At 60.0% G+C, this 22,927-nt stretch carries 19 protein-coding genes and 1 pseudogene; 11 read left to right on the forward strand and 9 right to left on the reverse strand.

The annotated features are described in order from the left end of the window. Positions 1-103: 103 nt before the first annotated feature. Together AC3Y64_RS22130 and AC3Y64_RS22135 are read right to left on the reverse strand one after the other, a co-directional pair. Positions 104-1,552 (reverse strand): aldehyde dehydrogenase family protein, encoded by a 1,449-nt coding sequence (locus tag AC3Y64_RS22130; RefSeq protein ID WP_489988020.1) that lies wholly within the window; start codon positions 1,550-1,552, stop codon positions 104-106. Next, positions 1,552-3,189, reverse strand: coding sequence for a 5-guanidino-2-oxopentanoate decarboxylase (locus tag AC3Y64_RS22135; RefSeq protein ID WP_489985255.1), 1,638 nt, complete (start codon positions 3,187-3,189; stop codon positions 1,552-1,554). Before AC3Y64_RS22135 ends, AC3Y64_RS22130 begins: the two co-directional genes overlap by 1 nt. 229 nt (positions 3,190-3,418) lie before the next feature. Here AC3Y64_RS22135 and AC3Y64_RS22140 point away from each other — a divergent pair, with 229 nt between their 5' ends. Beyond that, on the forward strand, positions 3,419-4,300 hold the full coding sequence (locus tag AC3Y64_RS22140) for a LysR substrate-binding domain-containing protein (protein WP_489985256.1): 882 nt from the start codon (positions 3,419-3,421) through the stop codon (positions 4,298-4,300). Between the two features lie 109 nt (positions 4,301-4,409). On the opposite strand, the gene AC3Y64_RS22145 is transcribed toward AC3Y64_RS22140, so the two are convergent. Beyond that, a complete protein-coding gene (locus tag AC3Y64_RS22145) occupies positions 4,410-5,024 on the reverse strand; it encodes an NAD(P)-dependent oxidoreductase (RefSeq protein WP_489985257.1) in 615 nt (204 codons plus the stop codon). Positions 5,025-5,069: 45 nt separating this feature from the next. Then, positions 5,070-5,948 carry an MBL fold metallo-hydrolase gene (locus AC3Y64_RS22150; protein ID WP_489985258.1) on the reverse strand — a complete coding sequence of 293 codons (879 nt, stop codon included), beginning with the start codon at positions 5,946-5,948 and terminating at the stop codon, positions 5,070-5,072. Positions 5,949-6,062: 114 nt separating this feature from the next. On the opposite strand from AC3Y64_RS22150, the gene AC3Y64_RS22155 reads away from it, so the two are divergent. Together AC3Y64_RS22155 and AC3Y64_RS22160 are read left to right on the forward strand one after the other, a co-directional pair. Beyond that, positions 6,063-6,968 (forward strand): LysR family transcriptional regulator, encoded by a 906-nt coding sequence (locus AC3Y64_RS22155; protein ID WP_489985259.1) that lies wholly within the window; start codon positions 6,063-6,065, stop codon positions 6,966-6,968. Between the two features lie 130 nt (positions 6,969-7,098). Then, positions 7,099-7,275: a hypothetical protein gene (locus tag AC3Y64_RS22160; RefSeq protein ID WP_178113631.1), complete on the forward strand. Its 177-nt coding sequence runs from the start codon at positions 7,099-7,101 to the stop codon at positions 7,273-7,275. Positions 7,276-7,423: 148 nt separating this feature from the next. Here the strand turns inward: AC3Y64_RS22160 and AC3Y64_RS22165 are convergent, their stop codons facing one another. After that, a complete protein-coding gene (locus AC3Y64_RS22165) occupies positions 7,424-8,308 on the reverse strand; it encodes a helix-turn-helix domain-containing protein (protein ID WP_489985260.1) in 885 nt (294 codons plus the stop codon). A gap of 188 nt (positions 8,309-8,496) precedes the next feature. Between AC3Y64_RS22165 and pobA the strand changes: the two genes are divergently transcribed. Both pobA and AC3Y64_RS22175 read left to right on the forward strand, forming a co-directional pair. Further along, complete coding sequence (gene pobA, locus AC3Y64_RS22170) at positions 8,497-9,681, forward strand: 4-hydroxybenzoate 3-monooxygenase (protein ID WP_489988021.1); 1,185 nt, start codon at positions 8,497-8,499, stop codon at positions 9,679-9,681. Between the two features lie 79 nt (positions 9,682-9,760). After that, positions 9,761-11,278 (forward strand): MDR family MFS transporter, encoded by a 1,518-nt coding sequence (locus AC3Y64_RS22175; RefSeq protein WP_489985261.1) that lies wholly within the window; start codon positions 9,761-9,763, stop codon positions 11,276-11,278. Positions 11,279-11,410: 132 nt separating this feature from the next. Here the strand turns inward: AC3Y64_RS22175 and AC3Y64_RS22180 are convergent. The 4 genes and pseudogenes from AC3Y64_RS22180 to AC3Y64_RS22195 form a co-directional block, all read right to left on the reverse strand. After that, positions 11,411-12,260, reverse strand: a pseudogene (locus AC3Y64_RS22180) (cache domain-containing protein). Positions 12,261-12,390: 130 nt separating this feature from the next. Further along, positions 12,391-13,245 carry an ATPase gene (locus tag AC3Y64_RS22185; protein ID WP_489985262.1) on the reverse strand — a complete coding sequence of 285 codons (855 nt, stop codon included), beginning with the start codon at positions 13,243-13,245 and terminating at the stop codon, positions 12,391-12,393. Positions 13,246-13,361: 116 nt separating this feature from the next. Next, entirely contained in the window at positions 13,362-14,354 is a 993-nt protein-coding gene (locus AC3Y64_RS22190) for an NAD-dependent epimerase/dehydratase family protein (protein WP_489985263.1), read from the reverse strand. 109 nt (positions 14,355-14,463) lie between these two features. Beyond that, positions 14,464-15,351 (reverse strand): LysR family transcriptional regulator ArgP, encoded by an 888-nt coding sequence (locus AC3Y64_RS22195; RefSeq protein WP_489985264.1) that lies wholly within the window; start codon positions 15,349-15,351, stop codon positions 14,464-14,466. 96 nt (positions 15,352-15,447) lie between these two features. On the opposite strand from AC3Y64_RS22195, the gene AC3Y64_RS22200 reads away from it, so the two are divergent. The 6 genes from AC3Y64_RS22200 (at position 15,448) to AC3Y64_RS22225 (ending at position 22,922) form a co-directional block, all read left to right on the forward strand. Further along, positions 15,448-15,849, forward strand: a complete 402-nt coding sequence (locus AC3Y64_RS22200) for an ACT domain-containing protein (RefSeq protein WP_489985265.1) — start codon at positions 15,448-15,450, stop codon at positions 15,847-15,849. A gap of 5 nt (positions 15,850-15,854) precedes the next feature. Then, positions 15,855-16,457, forward strand: a complete 603-nt coding sequence (locus AC3Y64_RS22205; RefSeq protein WP_064391898.1) for a LysE/ArgO family amino acid transporter — start codon at positions 15,855-15,857, stop codon at positions 16,455-16,457. 176 nt (positions 16,458-16,633) lie between these two features. Then, entirely contained in the window at positions 16,634-17,230 is a 597-nt protein-coding gene (locus AC3Y64_RS22210; protein WP_008085479.1) for a superoxide dismutase, read from the forward strand. A 435-nt stretch (positions 17,231-17,665) separates the two neighbouring features. Next, on the forward strand, positions 17,666-19,717 hold the full coding sequence (locus AC3Y64_RS22215) for a putative bifunctional diguanylate cyclase/phosphodiesterase (RefSeq protein ID WP_489985266.1): 2,052 nt from the start codon (positions 17,666-17,668) through the stop codon (positions 19,715-19,717). A 137-nt stretch (positions 19,718-19,854) separates the two neighbouring features. Then, the gene (locus AC3Y64_RS22220) at positions 19,855-21,201 is read left to right on the forward strand and encodes an imelysin family protein (RefSeq protein WP_489985267.1); all 1,347 of its coding nucleotides are present in this window, start codon (positions 19,855-19,857) and stop codon (positions 21,199-21,201) included. Positions 21,202-21,494: 293 nt separating this feature from the next. Next, positions 21,495-22,922: a di-heme oxidoreductase family protein gene (locus AC3Y64_RS22225; protein WP_489985268.1), complete on the forward strand. Its 1,428-nt coding sequence runs from the start codon at positions 21,495-21,497 to the stop codon at positions 22,920-22,922. Positions 22,923-22,927 lie beyond the last annotated feature (5 nt).

The following is a 22,927-nucleotide window of genomic DNA, read 5'->3' on the forward strand; positions in this document are numbered from 1 at the left end:
GCTCCCACAGGAATCGATGCCATGCATAAATTTTGTGCACCCATAAACCTGTGGGAGCGGGCTTGCCCGCGATGAGGCCAGGCCAGCCAATACGCCTCTGTGATCAAACCGCGCGAATCACATGTTTGATCTCCTGAAACGCCGCCAACCCCCAAGGCCCCAGCTCGCGGCCAATGCTGCTCTGCTTGTACCCGCCCCACGCTGCCTGCGGGAAAATCACTTGCGGTGCATTGATCCACACCATCCCCGCCTGCAAGGCATTGGCCACGCGCTCCGCCGCTACAGCATCCGCCGTCACCACACTCGCGACCAAGCCAAACGGCGTGTCATTGGCCAGCCCAATCGCTTCGGCCTCATTGCTGAAACTGCGCACGCACAGCACCGGCCCGAAAATCTCTTCACACCACAATGCGCTGTCCAGCGGCACGTCGGTGAAAACGGTCGGCTGCAAGAAATAGCCACGCGGCAGATCTGCCGGGCGATTGCCGCCACAGAGCAAACGCGCACCGGCGCTGAGGCCACGATCGATGTGCCCAAGCACTCGCTGGTACTGCGCCTGATTGACCAGCGCGCCCATTTCCACCTCAGGGTCAAACGGATCCGCCACACGAATCGCCTGTGCGCGTTTGTGCAAACGAGAGAGAAATTCCTCCTCCAGTTCTTCAGCGACCAGCACACGACTGGTGGCCGAACACATCTGCCCGGCGTTGAAGAACGCGCCGCCGCAGGCCAGTTCAACGGCGAGATCAATGTCGGCATCCGCCAACACCAGCAGCGAAGATTTGCCGCCCAATTCCAGGCTGACACCCTTCACCGTTTCCGCCGCGCGTTGCATCACTTGCACGCCGACCGCGTTGCTGCCGGTAAAGGAAATCTTCGCGATACGCGGATCCGCTGACAACGGCGCACCGACCGCCAATCCCGTGCCGCAGACCAGATTGAACACGCCATTCGGCAGACCCGATTCCGCGATAATTGCCGCCAGTTCCAGCTCCGGCAGCGGCGTTACCTCTGAAGGCTTCAGCACCACGCAGCAACCCGCCGCCAGCGCTGGCGCGAGCTTCCAGGCGGTGGTGACCATCGGGAAATTCCACGGCACGATCAACCCGACCACACCGCACGGTTCGCGGCGCAGGCGTGCGCTGAAATCATCGCTGGGCAGCGGCACATTGCTGTCCTGTTTGGCGTCGAGGCCTTCGGCGAGTTCGGCGTAATACTCGAACGTGGCGATCACGTCGTCGACGTCGATGGCCGCTTCGAATTGCGGTTTGCCGTTGTTGCTCGATTGCAGGTTCATCAAATGCTCGCGACCGTTGCGCACGCCGTTGGCGATGTTGCGCAGGATCGCGCCGCGCTCGGCACCCCTGGTTTGCGACCAGTTCTTGAACGCTGCGCTGGCGGCCGTAACAGCTTGATCGACCGCGTCCTCGTCACCGCCATTGACCGTGGTCAGCAGCGCTTCGCTGGCCGGGTTGATCACGCGCAAATGCTCGAGGCCGGCGAACCATTGGCCGTTGATGTAGAGGCCGTCGAGTGTGGTTGGGAAACTGATCATTGCGCCACCGCCTTCATCCATTGGGTCTGGTCGATTTCAATCAGGGTCGGGCCCTGACGATCGCTTGCACTACGCAACGCGGCACGCAGTTGTTCGATGCTACTGATGGCCTCCGCCGCACAGCCAAGACCCTTGGCCACCGCGACAAAATCCGGGGTGTAGATGTCCACGCCGACCGGTTCGATGGCGCGGTTGACCATGTATTTCTTGATCTCTTCGTAGCCCTGGTTATTCCACAGCAGGACGATCACCGGCACCCGTGCTTCGACGGCGCTGGCCAGTTCCGGCAAGGTAAATTGCAGCCCGCCATCGCCGATCAAACACACCACCGGAGGGCGCGCACCTTTGTCGAGTTGGCCGCCGAGCCACGCACCGATCGCGGCCGGCAAGGCGTAGCCGAGGGTGCCGTAACCGGTCGAGGCGTTGAACCAGCGGCGCGGGTGATCCGGGTTGAACGTGAGGTTGCCGGTGTACACCGGTTGCGTGGAGTCGCCGACGAACACAGCGTTCGGCAATTCATCGAGCACGGTGTCGAGGAAGCGGGTTTGCGCGAGGGTCGGCGCATCCCAGCTCGCGGCCAGTTCGGCGCGCAGTTTGCCGGCGCGGGCCTGACCCCAATCGCTGCTGCGCTCGTCGAGTTTTTCTTGCGACAGCGAGTTCAGCAAGGCTTGCGCGGCATTGCGCGCATCGGCCACCAGCGCCAGGTGCGGCGGGTAGTTGCGCACGGTCTGATCCGCATCGATGTCGATGCGCAGCAGTTTGCCGGGAATATCGAAACCACCGGCGAAGGTGACGTCGTAGTCGGTCTCGGCCAGTTCGGTGCCGATGGCGAGCACCACATCGGCCTCGGCGACCAGCGCGCGGGTGGCGACCAGCGTCTGGGTCGAACCGATCAGCAGCGGATGATTGCCCGGCAGCATGCCTTTGGCATTGATCGTCAGCGCTACCGGCGCGTCGAGCAACTCGGCAAGTCGGGTCAGCTGCGGCGCTGCGTCGATGGCACCGCCACCGGCCAGAATCAGCGGACGTTTGGCGCCAGCGAGCAATTCGCTCATGCGCTTGACCGCACTTGGTGCAGCGCCGGCGCGGTCGATATTGACCGGCACGCTGGCGAGCAAGTCATCGGCGTTTTCGACCAGTACGTCCAACGGAATTTCAATGTGCACCGGACGCGGGCGGCCGGCCTGGAACAGCGCAAAGGCACGCGCCAGCACCCCCGGCAATTCCGCAGCGGACATCAACGTGTGCGAGAACGCCGCGACACCGGAAACCAGCGCACTCTGGTTCGGCAATTCATGCAGCTTGCCGCGACCGCCGCCCAATTGGCTGCGCGACTGCACGCTGGAGATCACCAGCATCGGGATCGAATCGGCGTAGGCCTGGCCCATGGCGGTGGTGATGTTGGTCATCCCCGGCCCGGTGATGATGAAGCACACCCCCGGTTTGCCCGCGGTGCGCGCATAGCCGTCAGCCATGAAACCGGCACCCTGCTCATGCCGAGGGGTGACGTGGCGAATGCTCGAACGCGCCAGCCCGCGATACAGCTCCACGGTGTGCACCCCGGGGATGCCGAACACCTGCTCGACCCCGTACCCTTCGAGTAACTTGACCAGTACTTCGCCACACGTCGCCATGTCGATTGCCCTTGTTGTTCGCTGAAAACACAAGGCTCCTATGTAGGAGTGAGCCTGCTCGCGCTGGCGTCTTTTCATTCACCATTGCGGTGAGTGATTCACCGCTATCGCGAGCAGGCTCACTCCTACATAAAAGCCCTTCATGGCTTCATTGAACGGTCGGCAGGTAGCCGCAACAATCGATTAAAAGTCATACTAGCCATGTCCTCACGTCATACCTTGGATCCCCATGAAGCGCCTGCCTCCTCTCCCCGCCCTGCACACGTTTCTGATCACCGCGCAGTGCTGCAACTTCACCCGCGCCGCCGAGCAGTTGCACATCACTCAAGGCGCGGTGAGCCGGCAGATCGCCGGGCTGGAAGCGCATCTCGGCTATCCGCTGTTCATCCGTCTGGCCCGTGGCCTGGCGCTGACCGCCGAGGGACGCGAATGGCTACCGCGTGTGGAAAAGATCTTCGGGCTGATCAGCGAAGCGACCGAGCAAATCGGCCTGCAGCGTGAAACCCTGCAACTCAAGGCACCGAGCTGCGTGATGCGCTGGCTGCTGCCGCGCCTGCTGCAATGGCAGAAAGAACGCCCGGACGTGCCGGTGAAACTCACGGCATCGTTGCAACACGGCGTGGATTTTCAGCGCGAACAGTTCGATGCAGCGGTGATCTACGGCCCGCCACCCGATAACTCACCGGGCGCCTTGCACCTGTTCGATGAACAACTGACGCCAGTGTGTTCGCCGCTATTGCTCAAGGGCTCGCCTGCGCTGAATTCACCGGCGGATCTGCAACAGCATCTGTTGTTGCATCCGACGCACGATATTCAGGATTGGTCGGTGTGGCTCAACGCTGCGCAGCTGCAACTGAGCAATATCGGCAGCGGCCAGCATTTCGAAACGCTAGATCAGGCGATGTCGATGGCATCGCACGGGACGGGCGTGGCGATCGGGGATTGGTCGTTGATCGGCGATGACCTGCGCGCCGGGCGACTGGTGATGCCGTTTGAATTGAAGGTGAAGACGGGGTTGGCGTATTACGTGGTGTTGCCACCGGGGATTGAAGCTTCGCCGCAGCTGGAAGAGCTGATGATCTGGTTGGTCGAACAAGCGCATACCCGCTGAACACAGAGATCCCCTGTAGGAGCTGCCGCAGGCTGCGATCTTTTGATCGGGTTTTTAAGATCAAGATCAAAAGATCGCAGCCTGCGGCAGCTCCTACAGGGGGGATGTGTTAGTAGCCGACAGTAAACCGCTGACGCGAATGCTTCGGCGTTTCCACTTCGTCGATCAGCGCAATCGCGTAGTCGGCAAAAGTAATCCAGCTACGGCCTTCGGCGCTCACCAGCAAGTGATCCTTGCCGACACGAAATTTTCCCGTGCGCTCACCTTCAACGAATTCCGCCGATGGCGACAGGAAGGTCCAATCCAGATCCTGCTCCTGACGCAACGCATCAAGAAAAGCCGCACCGGCACTGGCCTCGGTTTTGTACTCGGCCGGGAAACCCGCGCTGTCGATCACCCGAGAATCGTCCGGCAGCAACAACGAGCCGGCACCGCCCACCACCAACAGACGCTTCACACCGGCCCGCTGCACCGGCCCGACGATAGCGCTCGCAGGAACAGTAGCGAAATGTGCAGCGGTAATCACCGCATCATGACCTGCCACCGCGTCTTGCAACGCGGCTGAATCCAGCACATCGACATTCTTGCTGACCACACCGGCACGGGCGCCGATCTTCGAGGTATCGCGGGCAATAGCGGTAACGCTATGACCACGACGCAGGGCTTCTTCCAGCAATTGGCTACCGGCACGACCGGTGGCCCCAATGATTACGATCTTGCTCATGACATTCTCCAGTTGGCTTGAGAGTGCTGCGTTTTCAGGTTCGGCTTACCACTGCATTTCGCCCTTGGCGACTTTCGCGCTCAACTCCAGCGAGCTTTCTTCACCGAGTGTCGGGTAGCGCTTTTTCATCGCTGCGATCAGGGCGGTGGCGCCTTTGGCCTTGGCGGTTTCCTGGTCGAAAGCCTTAATGTAGTCGGCGGTGAATTTCACGCTGGCCAATGATCGGCTGCTGTCACCGAGGTAGTGACCCGGCACCACGGTGTTCGGCTTCAGGGTTTCGATCGAGTGCAGGGTTTGCAGCCAGTCGGCGTGGGATTGCGCGGTTTGGGTATCAGCCATCCAGACGTGGATGTTCTCGGCGACCACCACGCCACCGACCACAGCCTTGAGCGAAGGAATCCACACGAAACTGCGATCCGGCTGTTTGCCGTCAAGGCCGACCACCTGCAATTTCTGCCCTTCGAGGATCAGGCTGTCGCCTTTGAGCACGCCCGGCACGATGGTCTTCGCTGGCACGTCGGCGCCCATTTTCGGGCCCCAGAACGCTAGTTTGCCGACGACGGTTTGGTTGATGTGATCGACGGTCGGCTGCGAGGCCAGCACCTTGGCGTCAGGGAAGGCCTGGGTCAGGGTGTCGAGGCCGAAGTAGTAATCCGGGTCACCATGGCTGATGTAAATGGTGGTCAGGTGCTTGCCGCTGGCGCGGATCTTTGCCACGACTTGCTCGGCCTGGGATTTGCCGAATTGCGCATCGACGAGGATCGCGTCTTTCTCGCCGCTGACCAGCACCGAAGTCACCGGGAATATTGCTTCGGTGCCAGGGTTGTAGACATCAAGGGTCAGGTTGGCTGCGGCGGCATGTGCCGCAAAACCCAGTGCGGTGCTGGCGAGTAAAACGCGTTTGATTAGAGTGAAGCCGATCATCTGTTGCTCCGGTGTCCGAATGCCGTGCTTGGCGATGGGACAAAGCTTAGTTGCCTGACTCAGTACAAAAAATGCGATGCTTGGACATAGTTTGTTTCTGAAAGCGGGCAAATCATGGATCGTCTCCAGGCAATGCGGGTGTTTGTGACAGTGGTGGACTTGGGCAGCCAATCAGCGGCGGCGGATCACCTGGACCTGTCACGCCCGGTGGTTTCACGTTATCTGGCGGAGCTGGAAGACTGGGTCGGCGCGCGATTGATGCACCGCACCACGCGCAAATTGAGCCTGACCGCCGCCGGCAGTGAAATTCTGCCGCGCTGTCGGCAGATGATAGAACTGTCGAACGACATGCAGGCTGCCGTCAGTGAACCCCACGATGCGCCGCGCGGATTGCTGCGGATCAGCGTCAGCACCTCGTTTGGTCAGGCGCAACTGGCCGATGCGGTGGCCGCTTACGTCAAACGCTATCCGGGGGTGAGCATCGACCTGCAAATGCTCGATCGCACGGTGAACCTGGTGGATGAACGCATCGATCTGGCGATTCGCACCAGCAATGATCTCGATCCCAACCTGATCGCCCGGCGTCTGACCGTATGTCGCTCGGTGGTGTGCGCCGCGCCGGCTTATCTGCAAGAACAGCCGATGCCTTTACGGGTGGAAGACCTGAGCCGCCATAACTGCCTGACGCATTCGTATTTCGGCAAGAGCCTGTGGCATTTCGAGGAGGATGGCGAACCGGTTTCGGTGCCGGTGCAGGGCAACATCAGCGCCAACGAGGCCAGCACGTTGTTGCGTGCGACGCTGGCCGGCGCAGGTGTGGCAATGCTGCCGACGTATCAGGCCGGGGTGCATATTCACAGCGGTGAACTGGTGCGCCTGCTACCGCATGCCGAGCCCCGGCAGCTGAACATCTACGCGGTCTACGCCTCCCGCAAGCACATGCCGGCGGCGCTGCGCAGCATGCTGGATTTTCTGGTGCAGCGGTTTCCTGAAAATCCGCAATGGGACGTGGGATTTTAAAAGTCAAAAGATCGCAGCCTTCGGCAGCTCCTACATGGATCGGTGTAGGAGCTGCCGAAGGCTGCGATCTTTTGATCTTGTTCTATGCTGAAAGTAATACCGCAGGGTATTTCGTTCAGAGGTGAACGCCATGAACATCAAAACAAGAAGATACGTCGCGATTTTCATCACCTGCGCTGCCACGCTGGCGCTTTACGGCACCGCGGCCTGGCGGGTCGAACAATTGCGACAGCTGCCCCGCGAATACGCGAGCTGCAACTACGAGCGCTGCATTCCGCATAACGCCACGCTCAATGCGTTGCGCTGAGGCTGAAGTTGACTCATTACCTGTGGGAGCTGGCTTGCCAGCGATTGCGGTCTGACATTCAGCATTGAAGGTGACTGGGTCACCGCTATCGCTGGCAAGTCGGACCGTCGCACCGAAGCTCCCACAGGTTTTTACGGTGGTTATGAAATTACTGTTCGGCCTTCAACCGGTCGCGGAACGCCTTTGGCGATATCCCCACCCGGCGCCGAAACAGGCGCGTGAAGTTGGTCGGATCGGAAAACCCCAACAACTCCGACATCTCGTAAATGGTCATGCTGGTGTATGTCAGTAAGCGCTTGGCTTCGAGCAACTGACGCTCATGCATGATCTGCAGCGCCGGCTGCCCCGCCAGTTCACGGCACGTGCCGTTGAGGTGCGATACCGAAATGCCCAGGCGATGCGCCAGATCCTCGACCTTCACATGCTGGCGATAGGTCTCTTCCACCAACTGTATAAAACCGTTGAGGTATTCGCGCTGGCGCTGCGGGCGCTGACTGGCCTTGTGGCGCACGATGGCTTGGCGACTGACCCAGACCATGATCACACTGACCAGCGAATGCATGAGCATTTCCCGCGCCGGTTGATGGCCGTTGTATTCGGCCTGCAAAGCCATGAACAGACTGTTGAGATAATCGCCGTCCTTGCCGGCCGGGTAGTTTTCCGCCTGAGCCAGAGCATGCACCGAGTCGCCCAGTTGCGCCTGCAAGTGGTTGATCAGCGGCGTGGCGAGGGTAACGATAAAGCCTTCAACGTCTTCGGAAAAACGAAAGCCATGCACCGACAACGGTGGCAGGACCTGAATGGCCGGGGTCTCGAGTTGCGTGCGTTGTCCTTCGATTTCAAGCTCTGCCTGACCTTTGAAAACGAAGAGTAATTGGCACAAATCAGCATGGCGGTGGGGTTTGATTTCCCACTCGTGTTCGCGGCTGCGGGAGGAAATGGTTTCACAGTGCAGCAAGTCGGGGGTCGGCCAGTCCAGGCTTTCACCGTAGAGCTTGAACACTGGAATCGAAGGCAGCTCAGGCTTGTTCATCACTTCAATCCAGGCCTCAGGGGTTGTGGGGCGATAATCGCACCGATTGGCAGAATGTACAGGTATCGGCTCAGTTTTCACCTTCAATTGACAGACCCGCAAGGGAAAAATGCAAGCACTCGATCCATAAAAAATATTCGCCGGCGCTTGCCGCGTGAAGCTTGCGAGTCATAAAAACAATGAAAACGCTGAAAACCCAAGTCGCCATTATCGGCGCCGGTCCGTCCGGTTTACTCCTCGGCCAGTTGCTCCACAACGCTGGCATCGACACCCTCATCCTTGAACGGCAAACCCCTGATTATGTGCTTGGGCGCATCCGTGCCGGCGTGCTTGAACAAGGCATGGTAGAGCTGTTGCGTCAGGCTGGTGTGAGTCAGCGCATGGACGCCGAAGGACTGGTGCATGGCGGCTTCGATCTGGCACTGGAAGGACGTCAGGTGCACATCGACCTGCACGCTTTGACCGGCGGCAAGACCGTGATGATCTACGGCCAGACCGAAGTCACCCGCGACTTGATGGCCGCTCGTCGGGAGGCTGGCGCGCCGACTGTTTATGAGGCGAGCAATGTCGTTCCTCACGGCATGAAAAGCGACGAGGCGTTTGTCACCTTTGAAAAGGACGGCGAAACCTGGCGCGTCGATTGCGATTACATCGCCGGTTGCGACGGTTTCCACGGCGTAGCCCGACAGTCGATTCCGGCCGATTGCCTGAAAGTGTTCGAGCGGGTTTACCCGTTTGGCTGGCTGGGCATTCTCGCCGACACGCCGCCGGTGCAGGACGAATTGGTCTACGCCCGTCACGAGCGCGGTTTTGCCTTGTGCAGCATGCGTTCGGCGACGCGCACGCGCTATTACCTGCAAGTGCCGGCCAAGGAAAACGTCGATGACTGGAGCGATCAACGTTTCTGGGATGAGTTGAAAAGTCGTTTGCCTGAGGCGCTCGCCGAGAAACTGGTCACCGGGCCATCGATTGAAAAAAGCATCGCGCCACTGCGCAGTTTTGTCGTCGAGCCGATGCAGTACGGGCGCATGTTTCTGGTCGGTGACGCGGCGCACATCGTGCCGCCCACTGGCGCCAAGGGTTTGAATCTGGCGGCCAGCGACGTCAGCACGCTATTCAATATTCTGTTGAAGGTTTACCGCGACGGTCGCACCGAGCTGTTGGAGAAATACTCGGAAATCTGCCTGCGCCGCGTGTGGAAAGCCGAGCGGTTTTCCTGGTGGATGACTTCGATGCTGCACCGCTTCGACGATCACGATGCGTTCAGCCAGCGCATCAGCGCCTCGGAACTGGACTACTTTGTCAGTTCAGAAGCGGGGCGAAAAACCATTGCAGAAAATTACGTCGGACTTCCTTATGAGGCTATCGAATAGCCTGCTACCGACTTACACTGGCGAGCATCCCCGCTCGCCTGACGATCTGCGGGACTCTCATTGCCCGCAGGTTTTGCCCGTGACCAATCTTAATCACCCCGAAACGCCCAAACCGGCCATTCGCAGCGTGCTGGTCGCGTTGATGATGGCGATCTTTCTCGGTGCGCTGGACCAGACCATCGTCGCCGTATCGATGCCGGCCATCTCCGCACAATTCAAGGATGTCAGCCTGCTGGCCTGGGTGATTTCCGGGTACATGGTGGCGATGACCGTGGCCGTGCCGATCTACGGCAAGCTCGGCGACTTGTACGGGCGGCGCAAACTGATGTTGTTCGGCATGGGTCTGTTCACCCTTGCTTCGCTGTTCTGCGGCATGGCTCAGAGCATGGAGCAACTGGTGCTGGCGCGGATTCTTCAGGGCATTGGCGCTGGCGGGATGATTTCGGTGAGTCAGGCGATCATCGGCGACATCGTTCCGCCGCGTGAGCGCGGCCGTTATCAGGGTTACTTCAGCAGCATGTACGCGGTGGCCAGCGTCGCCGGCCCGGTGCTCGGCGGTTACATGACCGAATACCTGTCGTGGCGCTGGGTGTTTCTGATCAACCTGCCACTCGGCCTCGGCGCGTATTGGGTGGCGCGGCGCAACCTGCGCGGGCTGCCGATTCCGCAACGCAAACCGATCATCGATTACCTCGGCACGCTGTTGATGATCATCGGTCTGACCGCGCTGCTCTTGGGCATTACTCAGGTCGGCCAAGGCCATTCCTGGCGCAGCAGCGAAGTGCTCGGCTTGTTCGCTTGCGCGGTGGTGGTGCTGGCGGTGTTTGTCTGGCATGAGCGTCGGGCTCGGGAACCGTTGCTGCCGATGCACCTGTTCGCCAACCGCAATGCACTGCTGTGCTGGTGCACGATTTTCTTCACCAGTTTCCAGGCGATTTCGCTGATCGTACTGATGCCGCTGCGCTTCCAGAGCGTCACCGGTGCCGGCGCCGACAGCGCTGCGTTGCACTTGCTGCCATTGGCGATGGGGTTGCCGATTGGTGCTTACTTCGCTGGCCGGCGCACCTCGATCACCGGACGCTACAAACCGCAGATTCTGACCGGCGCGATGCTGATGCCGATCTCGATTCTCGGCATGGCCTTCAGCCCGCCCGAGGCGACGCTGGTCAGCGGTTTGTTCATGCTGCTCAGTGGGATTGCCGGTGGCATGCAGTTCCCGACATCGCTGGTCGGCACACAGAACTCGGTAGAACAACGCGACATTGGCGTGGCCACCAGCACCACCAACCTGTTCCGTTCCCTTGGCGGCGCGGTGGGCGTGGCGTTGATGTCGGCGCTGTTGCTGGCGCTGCTGCAGGATTCGAATTTCGCCCATTTGGCGAGCAGTTCGCTGATGAGTGAAGGGCATAGCGGCAACGTGTTGCTGGATGGTCTGAACGCGGCACCGGGGGATGCGCAAAACGCCTTGCGCGCGGAGTTGCTGGTGACGTTCCGGCACTTGTTGTGGGTGAGTGCGGCGGTGTCATTGCTCGGGCTGGTAGCCGCGATTGCGATGCCGAACAATTTGCTGCGCGGGCGTGAGCACGGCGCCAAATAGCCTTTTCACACGATCGTTCCCACGCTCTGCGTGGGAATGCTGCCTGGGACGCTCCGCGTCCCATCCAAAGCCGAACGCAGAGCGTCCGTTGAGGCATTCCCACGCCGAGCGTGGGAACGATCGCGCTGGGATTCAAGGGCTGTAGTAACCCACCGCGACGAGAAAATGCCCGACCTTTTTCAGGTAAGCATGTTTGTCTTCGACCTTGCCGGTCACCGGGTTCTTCCAGCGGTATTCATATTCGCCCTCATCCTGCTTGTCGATCTGCGCCAGAATCGGCTCGCCCACCGGTTTGCCTTCCGGGTCCTTGATCTTGCCGAAGTCGGTATTGATCAAGCGCAGGTTGGTGCCGTGGGCGACGTAGCGCTGGGTGTTCAGATCGACGACAAACACGTACAGATCATCCTGCAGGTAACCGCCCTTGAGCGAGTTGATCGCCGTCAGCGTGCCCTTCTCGTCTTTGCCCAGATCTGTCGCTGCTTTGTCCAGCAGCGCTTTGGCCTGCTCGGCCGAGGCGCGCGGCAAGTAATAACCTACCGCAAGAATCCGCTGGCCGATGCGCTGATAGAACACGTGCTTGCGTTCGACCTTGCCATCGGCCCAGTTCTGCCAACGATATTCAGCCTGCTGAATGCCGTTGCCCTCCGGCACCGTCAATGCTTGTTTGAAGGCTTTCTGCAAATCCGGTCCGAGCACTTCGCTGACATCGCGGCCAATCAGGGCCGAAGAAGGCCCGCCCGCTGGCGAGCATCACCCCTTTGGTATCGACCACAAACACGTAGCGATCCTTGTCGACAAATTCCCCTTGGCGGCTGAAAGCGGCAAACGCCTTGTCGCCGTTGTCGTGGTAATAGGCCAGCGCTTTTTCCAGCAGGGCGATGGCGGCCTGGCCGTCGTCTTTGGCAGTGGTCGCGGCGCTGGCTTGGCCGAGACCGGCCAATAACAGCAAACAGAGACAGGCGAATTTATGCACAAACCCCATGACGCATCCCTCGTTCTTGTTGGTGTTTCAAGAGCGTAGACGGCTTGGGCTGATGCATGGATATTCAGAGGGTTTCTGAACGTGTCGGGAGTTGCGGTGGCGAGAAATTCCTCACCACCGCTGTCAACGGTCAGGGACGCGCGTTGATCTGCTGCTGCAAGTTCTGGATCTGCGCCTGCAGGGTATTGAGGTTACGGGTCATCTGGCCGCGAAAGGCATCGAACTCGGCGGTATTGCCGCCGCCCTGTGGGGCTGCCGGACGATTGTCCTGCTGGCTTTTGAGGACAACGATGTCCTGCTCCAGACGGTCGATGGCCGCGCTTGGATTGCCCTGTTTTTTCAGTGCGGCAATGTCAGCGCCAAGGCTCTTGAATTGCGCGTCGAAACCCTTGAGCTGGGCGTCGACCTTGCTGGTATCGGCCGGGGTGCTTTTCACCGTCGCCAGCTCTGCGGTCAAGGCTTTGACCTGCGCCTGCAACTGGGTGTTGGCGTTCTGCTGCTCGGTGGTCTGTGCAGTCATTTGCGCCAGACGCTTGTCCAGATCGCTGGCCTGCCCGGCCACGCCCTGTTGCTGTTTGCTCTGATCGAGCAGTTTGCCTTCGAGCTGTTTGATCTGCAGTTTCAAGGCTTCGCTGTCGCTGGTGACGTTGCTCTGGCTGGCCACGACCTTGCCGGAAATATCCTGCAGGCGCCCCGCCGCTTCTTCGCTGATCCGGGCGAAACTTTCCTGGGTCGCGACCAGTTGCTGCTCCATCAGCGAAATCTGCTGAAAGCTCCACCAGGCCAGGCCGATGAAAGCAAAGAACAGCGCGCCGACCAATGCCCACAAAGGCCCGGTGCTCGCGGCTTTGACCTTGACCACTGGCGGGGTGCGCGAGTGCACGGAAGTGCGCGCGGTGGTCGGAATGTCATCGTCGTCGAAGGTGTCGGCACGCAGGCTCGGGACATCGTCGAAATCGTCGTGGGCATCATTACGCATGGACATTGAGGCAACCTTTGTGAAACGCGGTGATGGCTAAATGCTGCGAAGTATAACCGCCGCAGCCGCAGGCATTGACCCCCAACCTGCGGTGCGGTTCATTGCCGCCCGGCCGAATCGTTTCAACGGATGTCCTGGGCTTTCCACCACGCACAGAACTCATCCAGCGCCGACCACAGGCTGACTTTCGGATCGTAATCCAGATAATGCCGGGCGCGGCTGATGTCGAGGGTGAAATTTTTCTTCATGACTTGCATGCCCAGACGCGACAGGGTCGGCTCCGGACGCCCCGGCCAGAGCTTGCACGCCCCTTCATTGAGTGCCGCGACGCTGTAGGCCAATCCGTAGGAACGGTACTTGGTGACCTGTGGGACTTCCATCCTGCGCATCACGTAGTTGACCACATCCCACAATGGCACCGGCGCGCCGTTGCTGATGTTGTAGGCCTTGCCCAACGCAGAACCGGCGGCCAGCAGACTGCTGAGCATGGCTTCGTTTAGGTTCTGCACGCTGGTGAAATCGACTTTGTTGAGGCCGTTGCCGATGATCGCCAGACGGCCCTTGCGCTGCATGTTCAGCAGGCGCGGGAAGATGCTCATGTCACCGGCACCGGTGACGAAGCGCGGGCGCAGAGCGATGGTTTCGAGGCCGAACTCCTGCGCGCCGAAGACCTTTTGTTCGGCCAGGTATTTGGTCGCGGCATAGTGATGGTTGAAGCGTTTGGGCACTTGTTCTTCGGTCAGATCGAGGTGATCGCGGCCATCGAAGTAGATCGATGGCGACGACAGGTGCACCAAACGGCGGACGCGCTGCTTGAGGCAGGCTTCGACGACGTTTTCGGTGACCTGCACATTGCCTTGGTGGAAGTCCTGATACCGGCCCCACAGCCCGACGGCACCAGCGCAATGCACCACGGCTTCGACGTCGGAACACAGTTCGCGGACTAAATCAGGATCGGTCAGATCGCCCGGTACAAACTCGGCACCCCGGCGCACCAAGTGCTCAACGCTTTCGGCCCGGCGACCGTTGACCCGCACGTCCAGGCCCTGCTCCAAAGCGAAACGCGCAAAGCGCCCGCCAATGAAGCCGCTTGCGCCGGTGACCAAAATCTTCATGCATAACTCCAACAAAAAAGCAGCTGCGAGCGTCAAGCCTCTAGCTGCAAGTTTAAAACGGTGCGCAGCGCTTGACTTGCCGCTTGCAGCTTGACGCTCGCAGCTGCTTTTAAGCCACCAGCCATTGCGCTGAGGCGCGCACCAATTGCTCGGTCAGCAAACCCAGCAACTGACCGCCATTGCGCCAATGATGCCAGTACAACGGCACGTCGATCGGTTTATCTGGCAGCAACTCGCGCAACACGCCACGTTGCAGTTGATCGCGCACTTGCAGTTCTGGCACCAGCCCCCAGCCCAAACCCGCTTCGGTCAGGCGAATAAAGCCTTCCGAGGATGGGCATAAATGGTGTTCGAATCCACCGTCGACGCCGAGCGAGGCGAGATAGCGGTGCTGGAGCAAATCGTCTGGCCCGAACACCAGTGCTGGCGAGCGCGGCAGCTGTTCGGCGCGCACGCCGTCGGGGAAATGTCGTTCGATAAACGCCGGGCTGGCCAAGGCGCGATAACGCATCGCGCCGAGCAATACGCTGCGCGCACCGGCTACCGGTCGTTCACTGGCGCAGAGGCATGCGGCCACTTCCCCGGCACGCATGCGTTTGAGGCCGACGGTCTGGTCTTCGACGATCAGATCGAGCAACAAATGTTGTTCGGCGCAGAAATCGCCGACCGCTTCGGCCCACCAAGTTGCGAGGCTATCGGCATTGAGCGCGATGCGCAGACGTTCCGGCAGCCCCTCTTCGTCCAATGCCGGCACCAGGGTTTGCAAGTCACGCTCAAGCAAGCGCACTTGCTGCACATGGTTGAGTAGGCGCCGGCCGATTTCGGTTGGTGACGGCGGTGTGCTGCGTATCAGCACCGGTTGACCGACCCGCGCTTCGAGCAGTTTGATCCGCTGCGAAATCGCTGATTGCGACAAACCCACCACCTGCGCCGCGCGCTCGAATCCAGCCTGCTCGACCACGGCGGCCAGAGCGGAAAGCAATTTGTAGTCGAACATCAGTTTTCCTAATGAGCGATCAGCACTATTGGTTTTTCTTATACAGGTTTCGCCCGGAGAATAGCCAGCAAGCACTCTTTATCAAGGAACACTTCCATGGCTGGCGAAACTTCACTCACGACCCTGTTGCGCAGCATGAGCCCGCAACTCAATGCCGGTGAATATGTGTTCTGCACCCTGCCAGGCGGCCAATTGCCGAGCGGGGTGGACATCATCGGCAGCTTCCGCGAACAGGAAGGTCTGACGGTGATTCTCGAACGTTGCGACGCCGAACAGGCCGGTTTCAGCTTCGACTACGTCGCCGCATGGATCACCCTCAACGTGCATTCGGCGCTGGAAGCGGTTGGGCTCACCGCTGCATTCGCCACGGCACTGGGCAAGGCCGGGATCAGTTGCAACGTGATTGCCGGTTACTACCACGATCATTTGTTCGTCGGCCAGGCCGATGCCGAACGCGCCATGCAAGTGCTGCGCGATCTGGCAGCCAACGCGGAGTAATTCTTATGTGGCAAAGCTATGTGAACGGCTTGCTGGTCGCGTTCGGGCTGATCATGGCGATCGGCACGCAGAACGCCTTTGTATTGGCGCAGAGCCTGCGTCGTGAACACCATTTGCCGGTAGCGGCGCTATGCGTGGTGTGCGATGCGCTGCTGGTCGCCGCTGGCGTGTTCGGGCTGGCGACGATCCTGGCGCAGAACCCGACGTTGCTAGCGGTTGCCCGCTGGGGCGGCGCGACATTTTTGATCTGGTACGGCAGCCAGGCGCTGCGGCGAGCCTGTTCGAAACAAAGCATGGGTCAAGGTGAAAACCAGACCGTGCGCTCGCTGCGCGCGGTGATGCTCAGTGCTCTGGCAGTGACACTGCTCAACCCGCACGTTTATCTGGATACGGTGTTGCTGATCGGTTCGCTCGGCGCGCAGCAATCAGTGCCGGGGGCTTATGTGGTGGGTGCTGCGAGTGCTTCGCTGTTGTGGTTTTTCACCTTGGCGTTGGGCGCTGCGTGGTTGGCGCCGTGGCTGGCACGGCCAAGTACCTGGCGAATCCTTGATCTGGTGGTGGCGTTGATGATGTTCACGGTCGCGGGGCAGTTGATAATCGCGAGCTGATTTATTCCAAACGGCTCTGGAACCTCTATCCCACACAGTTGTTGCGTGGTTATGGCGCAACCCCGGTGCTATGATCGAAACCCTGCGCCGCAAAGAGTAAAAACTCGCCGGTGCATTTCTGGCCGCCCGTGATCGGCCTTGCGCTCACCGCAACAGACCTGATTAGGAGAATCATCATGGCTTTCGAATTGCCGCCGCTGCCTTACGCACACGATGCCCTGCAGCCGCACATTTCCAAGGAAACCCTGGAATACCACCACGACAAGCACCACAACACCTACGTCGTGAACCTGAACAACCTGGTGCCAGGCACCGAGTTCGAAGGCAAGACCCTGGAAGAAATCGTCAAGACTTCCTCGGGCGGTATCTTCAACAACGCCGCTCAGGTCTGGAACCACACCTTCTACTGGAACTGCCTGGCGCCAAACGCCGGCGGTCAACCAACCGGCGCACTGGCTGAAGCCATCAACGCTTCGTTCGGTTCGTTCGACAAGTTCAAGGAAGAGTTCAGCAAAACCTCGATCGGCACCTTCGGTTCCGGCTGGGGCTGGCTGGTGAAAAAGGCTGACGGTTCCCTGGCTCTGGCCAGCACCATCGGCGCCGGCAACCCGCTGACCAGCGGCGACACCCCGCTGCTGACCTGCGACGTCTGGGAACACGCTTACTACATCGACTACCGCAACGTTCGTCCTAAGTATGTCGAGGCGTTCTGGAACCTGGTCAACTGGAAGTTCGTTGCTGAGCAGTTCGAAGGCAAAACCTTCACCGCTTAAGCTGCGCGCCAGTCAAAAAACCCGGCTTTTGCCGGGTTTTTTTATGGGCGTTCAATGATCATTCCCGCGCTCCTGCGTAGGAATGCAGGCCGTGACGCTTCGCGTCATTGGACGCAGAGCGTCCCTAGCGGCATTCCCACGCAGAGCGTGGGAACGATCATGGCGTTATTCCCACAGAAAATGCAGCCGCAGACTGCTTGCCGCCCCGGCACAGACGGCTAACATCAAAACATTGGGAAAATTGTTGCGAACCGCTCAAGTTGAGGGCCGATACAACCGACACAGTACAAATAGGGCTAATACTCCAAACAGCAGCATTTCGGCCAACGCCACGGGTAAATCCTCCCGGGCCTGATTGTCCCTTTGACTGCCAACACGGGATTGCCAATACTCATGGCAAACTGACGCTACCCGCTCGGAACAAGGAATAACCCTTTGAAGCTGGAACTCAAGAACAGCTTGTCGGTGAAGTTGCTCCGGGTCGTGCTCCTGTCGGCATTGATCGTCGGCGTGGTCTTGAGCTGCGCGCAGATTGTTTTCGATGCCTACAAAACTCGTCAGGCGGTGGCCGGCGACGCCGAGCGCATCCTCGACATGTTCCGCGACCCCTCGACCCAGGCAGTTTATAGCCTCGACCGGGAGATGGGCATGCAGGTGATCGAAGGCCTGTTCCAGGACGATGCCGTGCGTCAGGCGTCCATCGGCCATCCGAACGAAGCCATGCTCGCGCAGAAATCCCGCGACCTGCAGCATTCCAACAGCCGCTGGCTGACCGATCTGATCCTCGGTCAGGAACGCACCTTCACCACCCAACTGGTAGGGCGCGGCCCGTACAGCGAGTATTACGGCGACCTGAGCATCACCCTCGACACCGCCACCTACGGCGAAGGTTTTATCGTCAGCTCGGTGATCATTTTCATTTCCGGCGTGTTGCGCGCGCTGGCCATGGGCCTGGTGCTGTATCTGGTCTATCACTGGCTGCTGACCAAACCGTTGTCGCGGATTATCGAACACCTCACCGAGATCAACCCCGATCGCCCCAGCGAACACAAGATTCCGCAGCTCAAGGGTCACGAGAAAAACGAGCTGGGCATCTGGATCAACACCGCCAACCAGTTGCTCGAATCGATCGAGCGCAACACCCATCTGCGCCACGAAGCGGAAAACAGCCTGCTGCGCATGGCCCAGTACGACTTCCTGACAGGCCTGCCGAACCGCCAGCAACTGCAGCAGCAACTGGACAAGATTCTGGTCGACGCCGGCAAGCTGCAACGCCGGGTTGCGGTGCTGTGTGTAGGGCTGGATGACTTCAAAGGCATCAACGAACAATTCAGCTACCAGACCGGCGACCAATTGCTGTTGGCGCTGGCTGATCGTCTGCGCGCCCACAGCGGCCGCTTAGGTGCCCTCGCCCGCTTGGGCGGTGACCAGTTTGCGCTGGTGCAGGCCGACATCGAACAGCCTTACGAAGCAGCAGAACTGGCGCAAAGCATCCTCGATGATCTGGAAGCGGCGTTTGCCCTCGATCATCAGGAGATCCGCCTGCGCGCGACCATCGGCATCACCCTGTTCCCGGAGGACGGCGACAGCACCGAGAAGCTGCTGCAAAAGGCCGAGCAGACCATGACGTTGGCGAAGACCCGTTCGCGCAACCGCTATCAGTTCTACATCGCCAGCGTCGACAGCGAGATGCGTCGCCGTCGCGAACTGGAAAAAGACCTGCGCGATGCCTTGCTGCGCGATCAGTTCTACCTCGTCTATCAACCGCAGATCAGCTATCGCGATCACCGCGTGGTCGGCGTCGAGGCGCTGATTCGCTGGCAACATCCCGAGCACGGCCTGGTGCCGCCGGACTTGTTCATTCCACTGGCAGAACAGAACGGCACGATCATCGCGATTGGCGAGTGGGTGCTGGATCAGGCCTGCAAGCAGTTGCGCGAATGGCACGACATGGGTTTTGCCGATCTGCGCATGGCGGTCAATCTGTCCACCGTACAACTGCACCACGCCGAATTGCCACGGGTGGTCAACAATTTGATGCAGATGTACCGCCTGCCGCCGCGCAGTCTGGAGCTGGAAGTCACCGAAACCGGCCTGATGGAAGACATCAGCACCGCCGCCCAACACTTGCTCAGCCTGCGCCGCTCCGGAGCGTTGATCGCCATCGATGACTTCGGCACCGGTTACTCATCGCTGAGTTATCTGAAAAGCCTGCCGCTGGACAAGATCAAGATCGACAAGAGCTTCGTTCAGGATCTGCTCGATGACGACGACGATGCAACGATCGTTCGCGCGATCATTCAACTGGGCAAAAGCCTTGGCATGCAGGTGATTGCCGAGGGCGTGGAAACGGCCGAGCAGGAAAGCTACATCATCTCCGAAGGCTGCCACGAAGGTCAGGGTTACCACTACAGCAAGCCGCTGCCCGCGCGCGAGCTGAGCGTCTACCTCAAACAAGCACAACGCAGTAACGCGGCGATCCTTTGATCCATGCCGCTTTGCCGTCGTAAATAAGAAATATTTCCAGCCACAACCCTTTACACATAATGCGAAAGATTTGCATTATGTCGCAGCTTTGCGCACCCCCGCGCCTGTCAATCAATCAACGAAGCAGGATGTTCGCCATGATTCGTATGCCTCTGGCTACCGCCAGTCTGCTGGCCATCGCTATTTCCCTCGCCGGTTGCGGCGAAGGCAAAGACAAGGCCGCCGCGCCGGCCGCACCGACACCAGCCGCCAGCACCGCCGCACCTGCGGCTGCTCCTGCCGCTGCCGGTAAAGTCGATGAAGCCGCCGCCAAGGCTGTGGTTGCGCACTACGCCGACATGGTCTTCGCCGTTTACAGCGATGCCGAATCCACCGCGAAAACCCTGCAAACCGCCGTCGACGCGTTCCTCGCCAAGCCGAACGCCGACACCCTGAAAGCCGCCAAGGCTGCCTGGGTCGCTGCACGCGTTCCATACCTGCAGAGCGAAGTGTTCCGCTTCGGCAACACCATCATCGACGATTGGGAAGGTCAGGTTAACGCCTGGCCGCTGGACGAGGGTCTGATCGACTACGTCGACAAATCCTACGAGCACGCACTGGGTAACCCGGGCGCAACCGCCAACATCATCGCCAACACCGAAGTTCAGGTGGGCGAAGACAAGGTCGACGTCAAGGACATCACTCCGGAAAAACTCGCCAGCCTCAATGAGCTGGGCGGTTCCGAAGCCAACGTTGCAACGGGCTACCACGCCATCGAATTCCTGCTGTGGGGCCAGGACCTCAACGGTACCGGCCCTGGCGCTGGCAACCGTCCGGCTTCCGATTACCTGGAAGGCGCCGGCGCCACTGGCGGTCACAACGATCGTCGTCGTGCTTACCTGAAGTCCGTGACCCAACTGCTGGTCAGCGACCTGGAAGAGATGGTCGGCAACTGGAAGCCGAATGTGGCTGACAACTACCGCGCCACCCTGGAAGCCGAGCCGGGCGAAACCGGTCTGCGCAAAATGCTCTTCGGCATGGGCAGCCTGTCTCTGGGCGAACTGGCCGGCGAACGCATGAAGGTTTCCCTGGAAGCCAACTCCCCTGAAGACGAGCAGGACTGCTTCAGCGACAACACGCACTACTCGCACTTCTACGATGCCAAAGGCATTCGTAACGTTTACTTGGGCGAGTACACCCGTGTTGACGGCACCAAAATGACTGGCGCCAGCCTGTCGTCGCTGGTGGCCAAGGCCGACCCGGCTGCCGACACCGCACTGAAAGCCGATCTGGCCGCGACCGAAGCGAAGATCCAGGTCATGGTCGATCACGCCAACAAGGGTGAGCACTACGACCAGTTGATCGCTGCGGGCAACACCGCTGGCAACCAGATCGTTCGCGACGCCATCGCGTCCTTGGTCAAGCAGACCGGTTCGATCGAAGCCGCTGCCGGCAAACTGGGCATCAGCGACCTGAACCCGGACAACGCTGATCACGAGTTCTGATCACAGCGTCCGCGTCAAAAAAAGGCGACCTTCGGGTCGCCTTTTTCATGCCTGTTTTTTGTGGTGATGCTGATGGCTCCATCGCTGGCAAGCCAGCTCCCACAGTAATCGGTGGCGTACACAAATTTTGCAAGCACCCGAAATCCTGTGGGAGCTGGCTTGCCAGCGATAGGGGCGACTCGTCCTCGAGTGAAACCCTGCCACAAATCAAGCAAACGATAATTCCTCTTATTCAAACCCCCTCGCCCTGTTAGACTTTGCGCCTTTGTTTTCGCCCGTCCGCAGGATGTCTGATGCCCTTGCTGCCTCTTCGCTTGTCCGCACTGTTTCTGGCCTTGGGCCTGAGTGCCTGCGATGACGCCCCGCGTTTCACCAAGGCCGAGCCAGGTGAAGCGCGTTCCGGCGGTGCGGCAACCGTGCGCAAGACGGATCAGAATGCGTTCTCGCTGCCTTCGGCGAATCTGCCGCCGTCGCGCCGGGTGGATTTCAGTGTCGGCAACAGCTTCTTTCGCAGCCCGTGGGTGATCGCGCCGTCGACTACCACGGCGCGCGATGGCCTCGGCCCGTTGTTCAACACCAATGCCTGCCAGAACTGCCATATCAAGGACGGTCGCGGTCATCCGCCAATGCCGGATGCCGCCAACGCGGTATCGATGCTGGTCAGACTGTCGATTCCTGACGCGCCGGAATATGCCCGACTCATCGAGCAAGTCGGCGTGGTGCCAGAGCCGGTGTACGGCGGGCAGTTTCAGGACATGGCCGTGCCCGGCGTCGCTCCGGAAGGCAAAGTGCGCGTCGACTACACGCCAGTACCTGTGCGCTTCAAGGACGGCACCGAAGTCGAGCTGCGCAAACCGGTTTTGCAGATCACCCAGCTCGGCTACGGCCCGATGCACCCGGACACGCGGTTCTCCGCACGCGTCGCCCCGCCGATGATCGGCCTCGGCCTGCTCGAAGCGATCCCTGAAGAAGCGATCCTCGCCAACGCCGCCGCACAGGCCAAAGAAAAAAACGGCATCCATGGCCGGCCCAATCAGGTCTGGGATGACGCGTTGCAAAAAACCGTCATGGGCAGATTTGGCTGGAAAGCCGGGCAACCGAACCTCAATCAACAAAATGTTCACGCGTTCTCGGGTGATATGGGCCTCACGACCAGCCTGAGACCGTTCGATGACTGCACCGACGCGCAAACCGCCTGCAAACAGGCGCCGAACGGCAATGGCCCCGACGGCGCACCGGAAGTCAGCGATAACATTCTGCGTCTGGTGCTGTTCTACAGCCGTAACCTCGCTGTGCCTGCGCGTCGTGGCGTTAATGATGCAGAGGTCATCGCCGGCAAAAACCTGTTTTTCCAGGCCGGTTGCGATTCCTGCCACACGCCGAAATACACCACCGCCGTCAACGCCGCCGAACCTGAACTGGCCAATCAAGTGATTCGCCCGTACAGCGATCTGCTGCTGCATGACATGGGCGACGGCCTGGCTGACAACCGCACTGAATTCCAGGCCTCCGGCCGCGACTGGCGCACGCCGCCGTTGTGGGGGATCGGCCTGACGCAAGCGGTCAGTGGTCACACACAGTTTTTGCATGATGGTCGCGCGCGCAATCTGCTCGAAGCGGTGCTCTGGCACGGCGGCGAAGCGAAGGCGGCGCAGCAACAGGTTTTATCTTTCAATGCCGAGCAGCGCGCCGCGCTGCTGGCGTTTCTGAACTCACTTTAAACACT

It is taken from the genome of Pseudomonas sp. 4CAES_32.4 (assembly GCF_058136335.1).

Coding starts and splice junctions, on each gene's coding strand:
- AC3Y64_RS22135 (WP_489985255.1), bottom strand. CDS start 3,189: ATGGCGACGTGTGGCGAAGTACTGGTCAAGTTACTCGAAGGGTACGGG.
- AC3Y64_RS22140 (WP_489985256.1), top strand. CDS start 3,419: ATGAAGCGCCTGCCTCCTCTCCCCGCCCTGCACACGTTTCTGATCACC.
- AC3Y64_RS22145 (WP_489985257.1), bottom strand. CDS start 5,024: ATGAGCAAGATCGTAATCATTGGGGCCACCGGTCGTGCCGGTAGCCAA.
- AC3Y64_RS22150 (WP_489985258.1), bottom strand. CDS start 5,948: ATGATCGGCTTCACTCTAATCAAACGCGTTTTACTCGCCAGCACCGCA.
- AC3Y64_RS22155 (WP_489985259.1), top strand. CDS start 6,063: ATGGATCGTCTCCAGGCAATGCGGGTGTTTGTGACAGTGGTGGACTTG.
- AC3Y64_RS22160 (WP_178113631.1), top strand. CDS start 7,099: ATGAACATCAAAACAAGAAGATACGTCGCGATTTTCATCACCTGCGCT.
- AC3Y64_RS22165 (WP_489985260.1), bottom strand. CDS start 8,308: ATGAACAAGCCTGAGCTGCCTTCGATTCCAGTGTTCAAGCTCTACGGT.
- AC3Y64_RS22185 (WP_489985262.1), bottom strand. CDS start 13,245: ATGTCCATGCGTAATGATGCCCACGACGATTTCGACGATGTCCCGAGC.
- AC3Y64_RS22190 (WP_489985263.1), bottom strand. CDS start 14,354: ATGAAGATTTTGGTCACCGGCGCAAGCGGCTTCATTGGCGGGCGCTTT.
- AC3Y64_RS22195 (WP_489985264.1), bottom strand. CDS start 15,351: ATGTTCGACTACAAATTGCTTTCCGCTCTGGCCGCCGTGGTCGAGCAG.
- AC3Y64_RS22200 (WP_489985265.1), top strand. CDS start 15,448: ATGGCTGGCGAAACTTCACTCACGACCCTGTTGCGCAGCATGAGCCCG.
- AC3Y64_RS22205 (WP_064391898.1), top strand. CDS start 15,855: ATGTGGCAAAGCTATGTGAACGGCTTGCTGGTCGCGTTCGGGCTGATC.
- AC3Y64_RS22210 (WP_008085479.1), top strand. CDS start 16,634: ATGGCTTTCGAATTGCCGCCGCTGCCTTACGCACACGATGCCCTGCAG.
- AC3Y64_RS22220 (WP_489985267.1), top strand. CDS start 19,855: ATGATTCGTATGCCTCTGGCTACCGCCAGTCTGCTGGCCATCGCTATT.
- AC3Y64_RS22225 (WP_489985268.1), top strand. CDS start 21,495: ATGCCCTTGCTGCCTCTTCGCTTGTCCGCACTGTTTCTGGCCTTGGGC.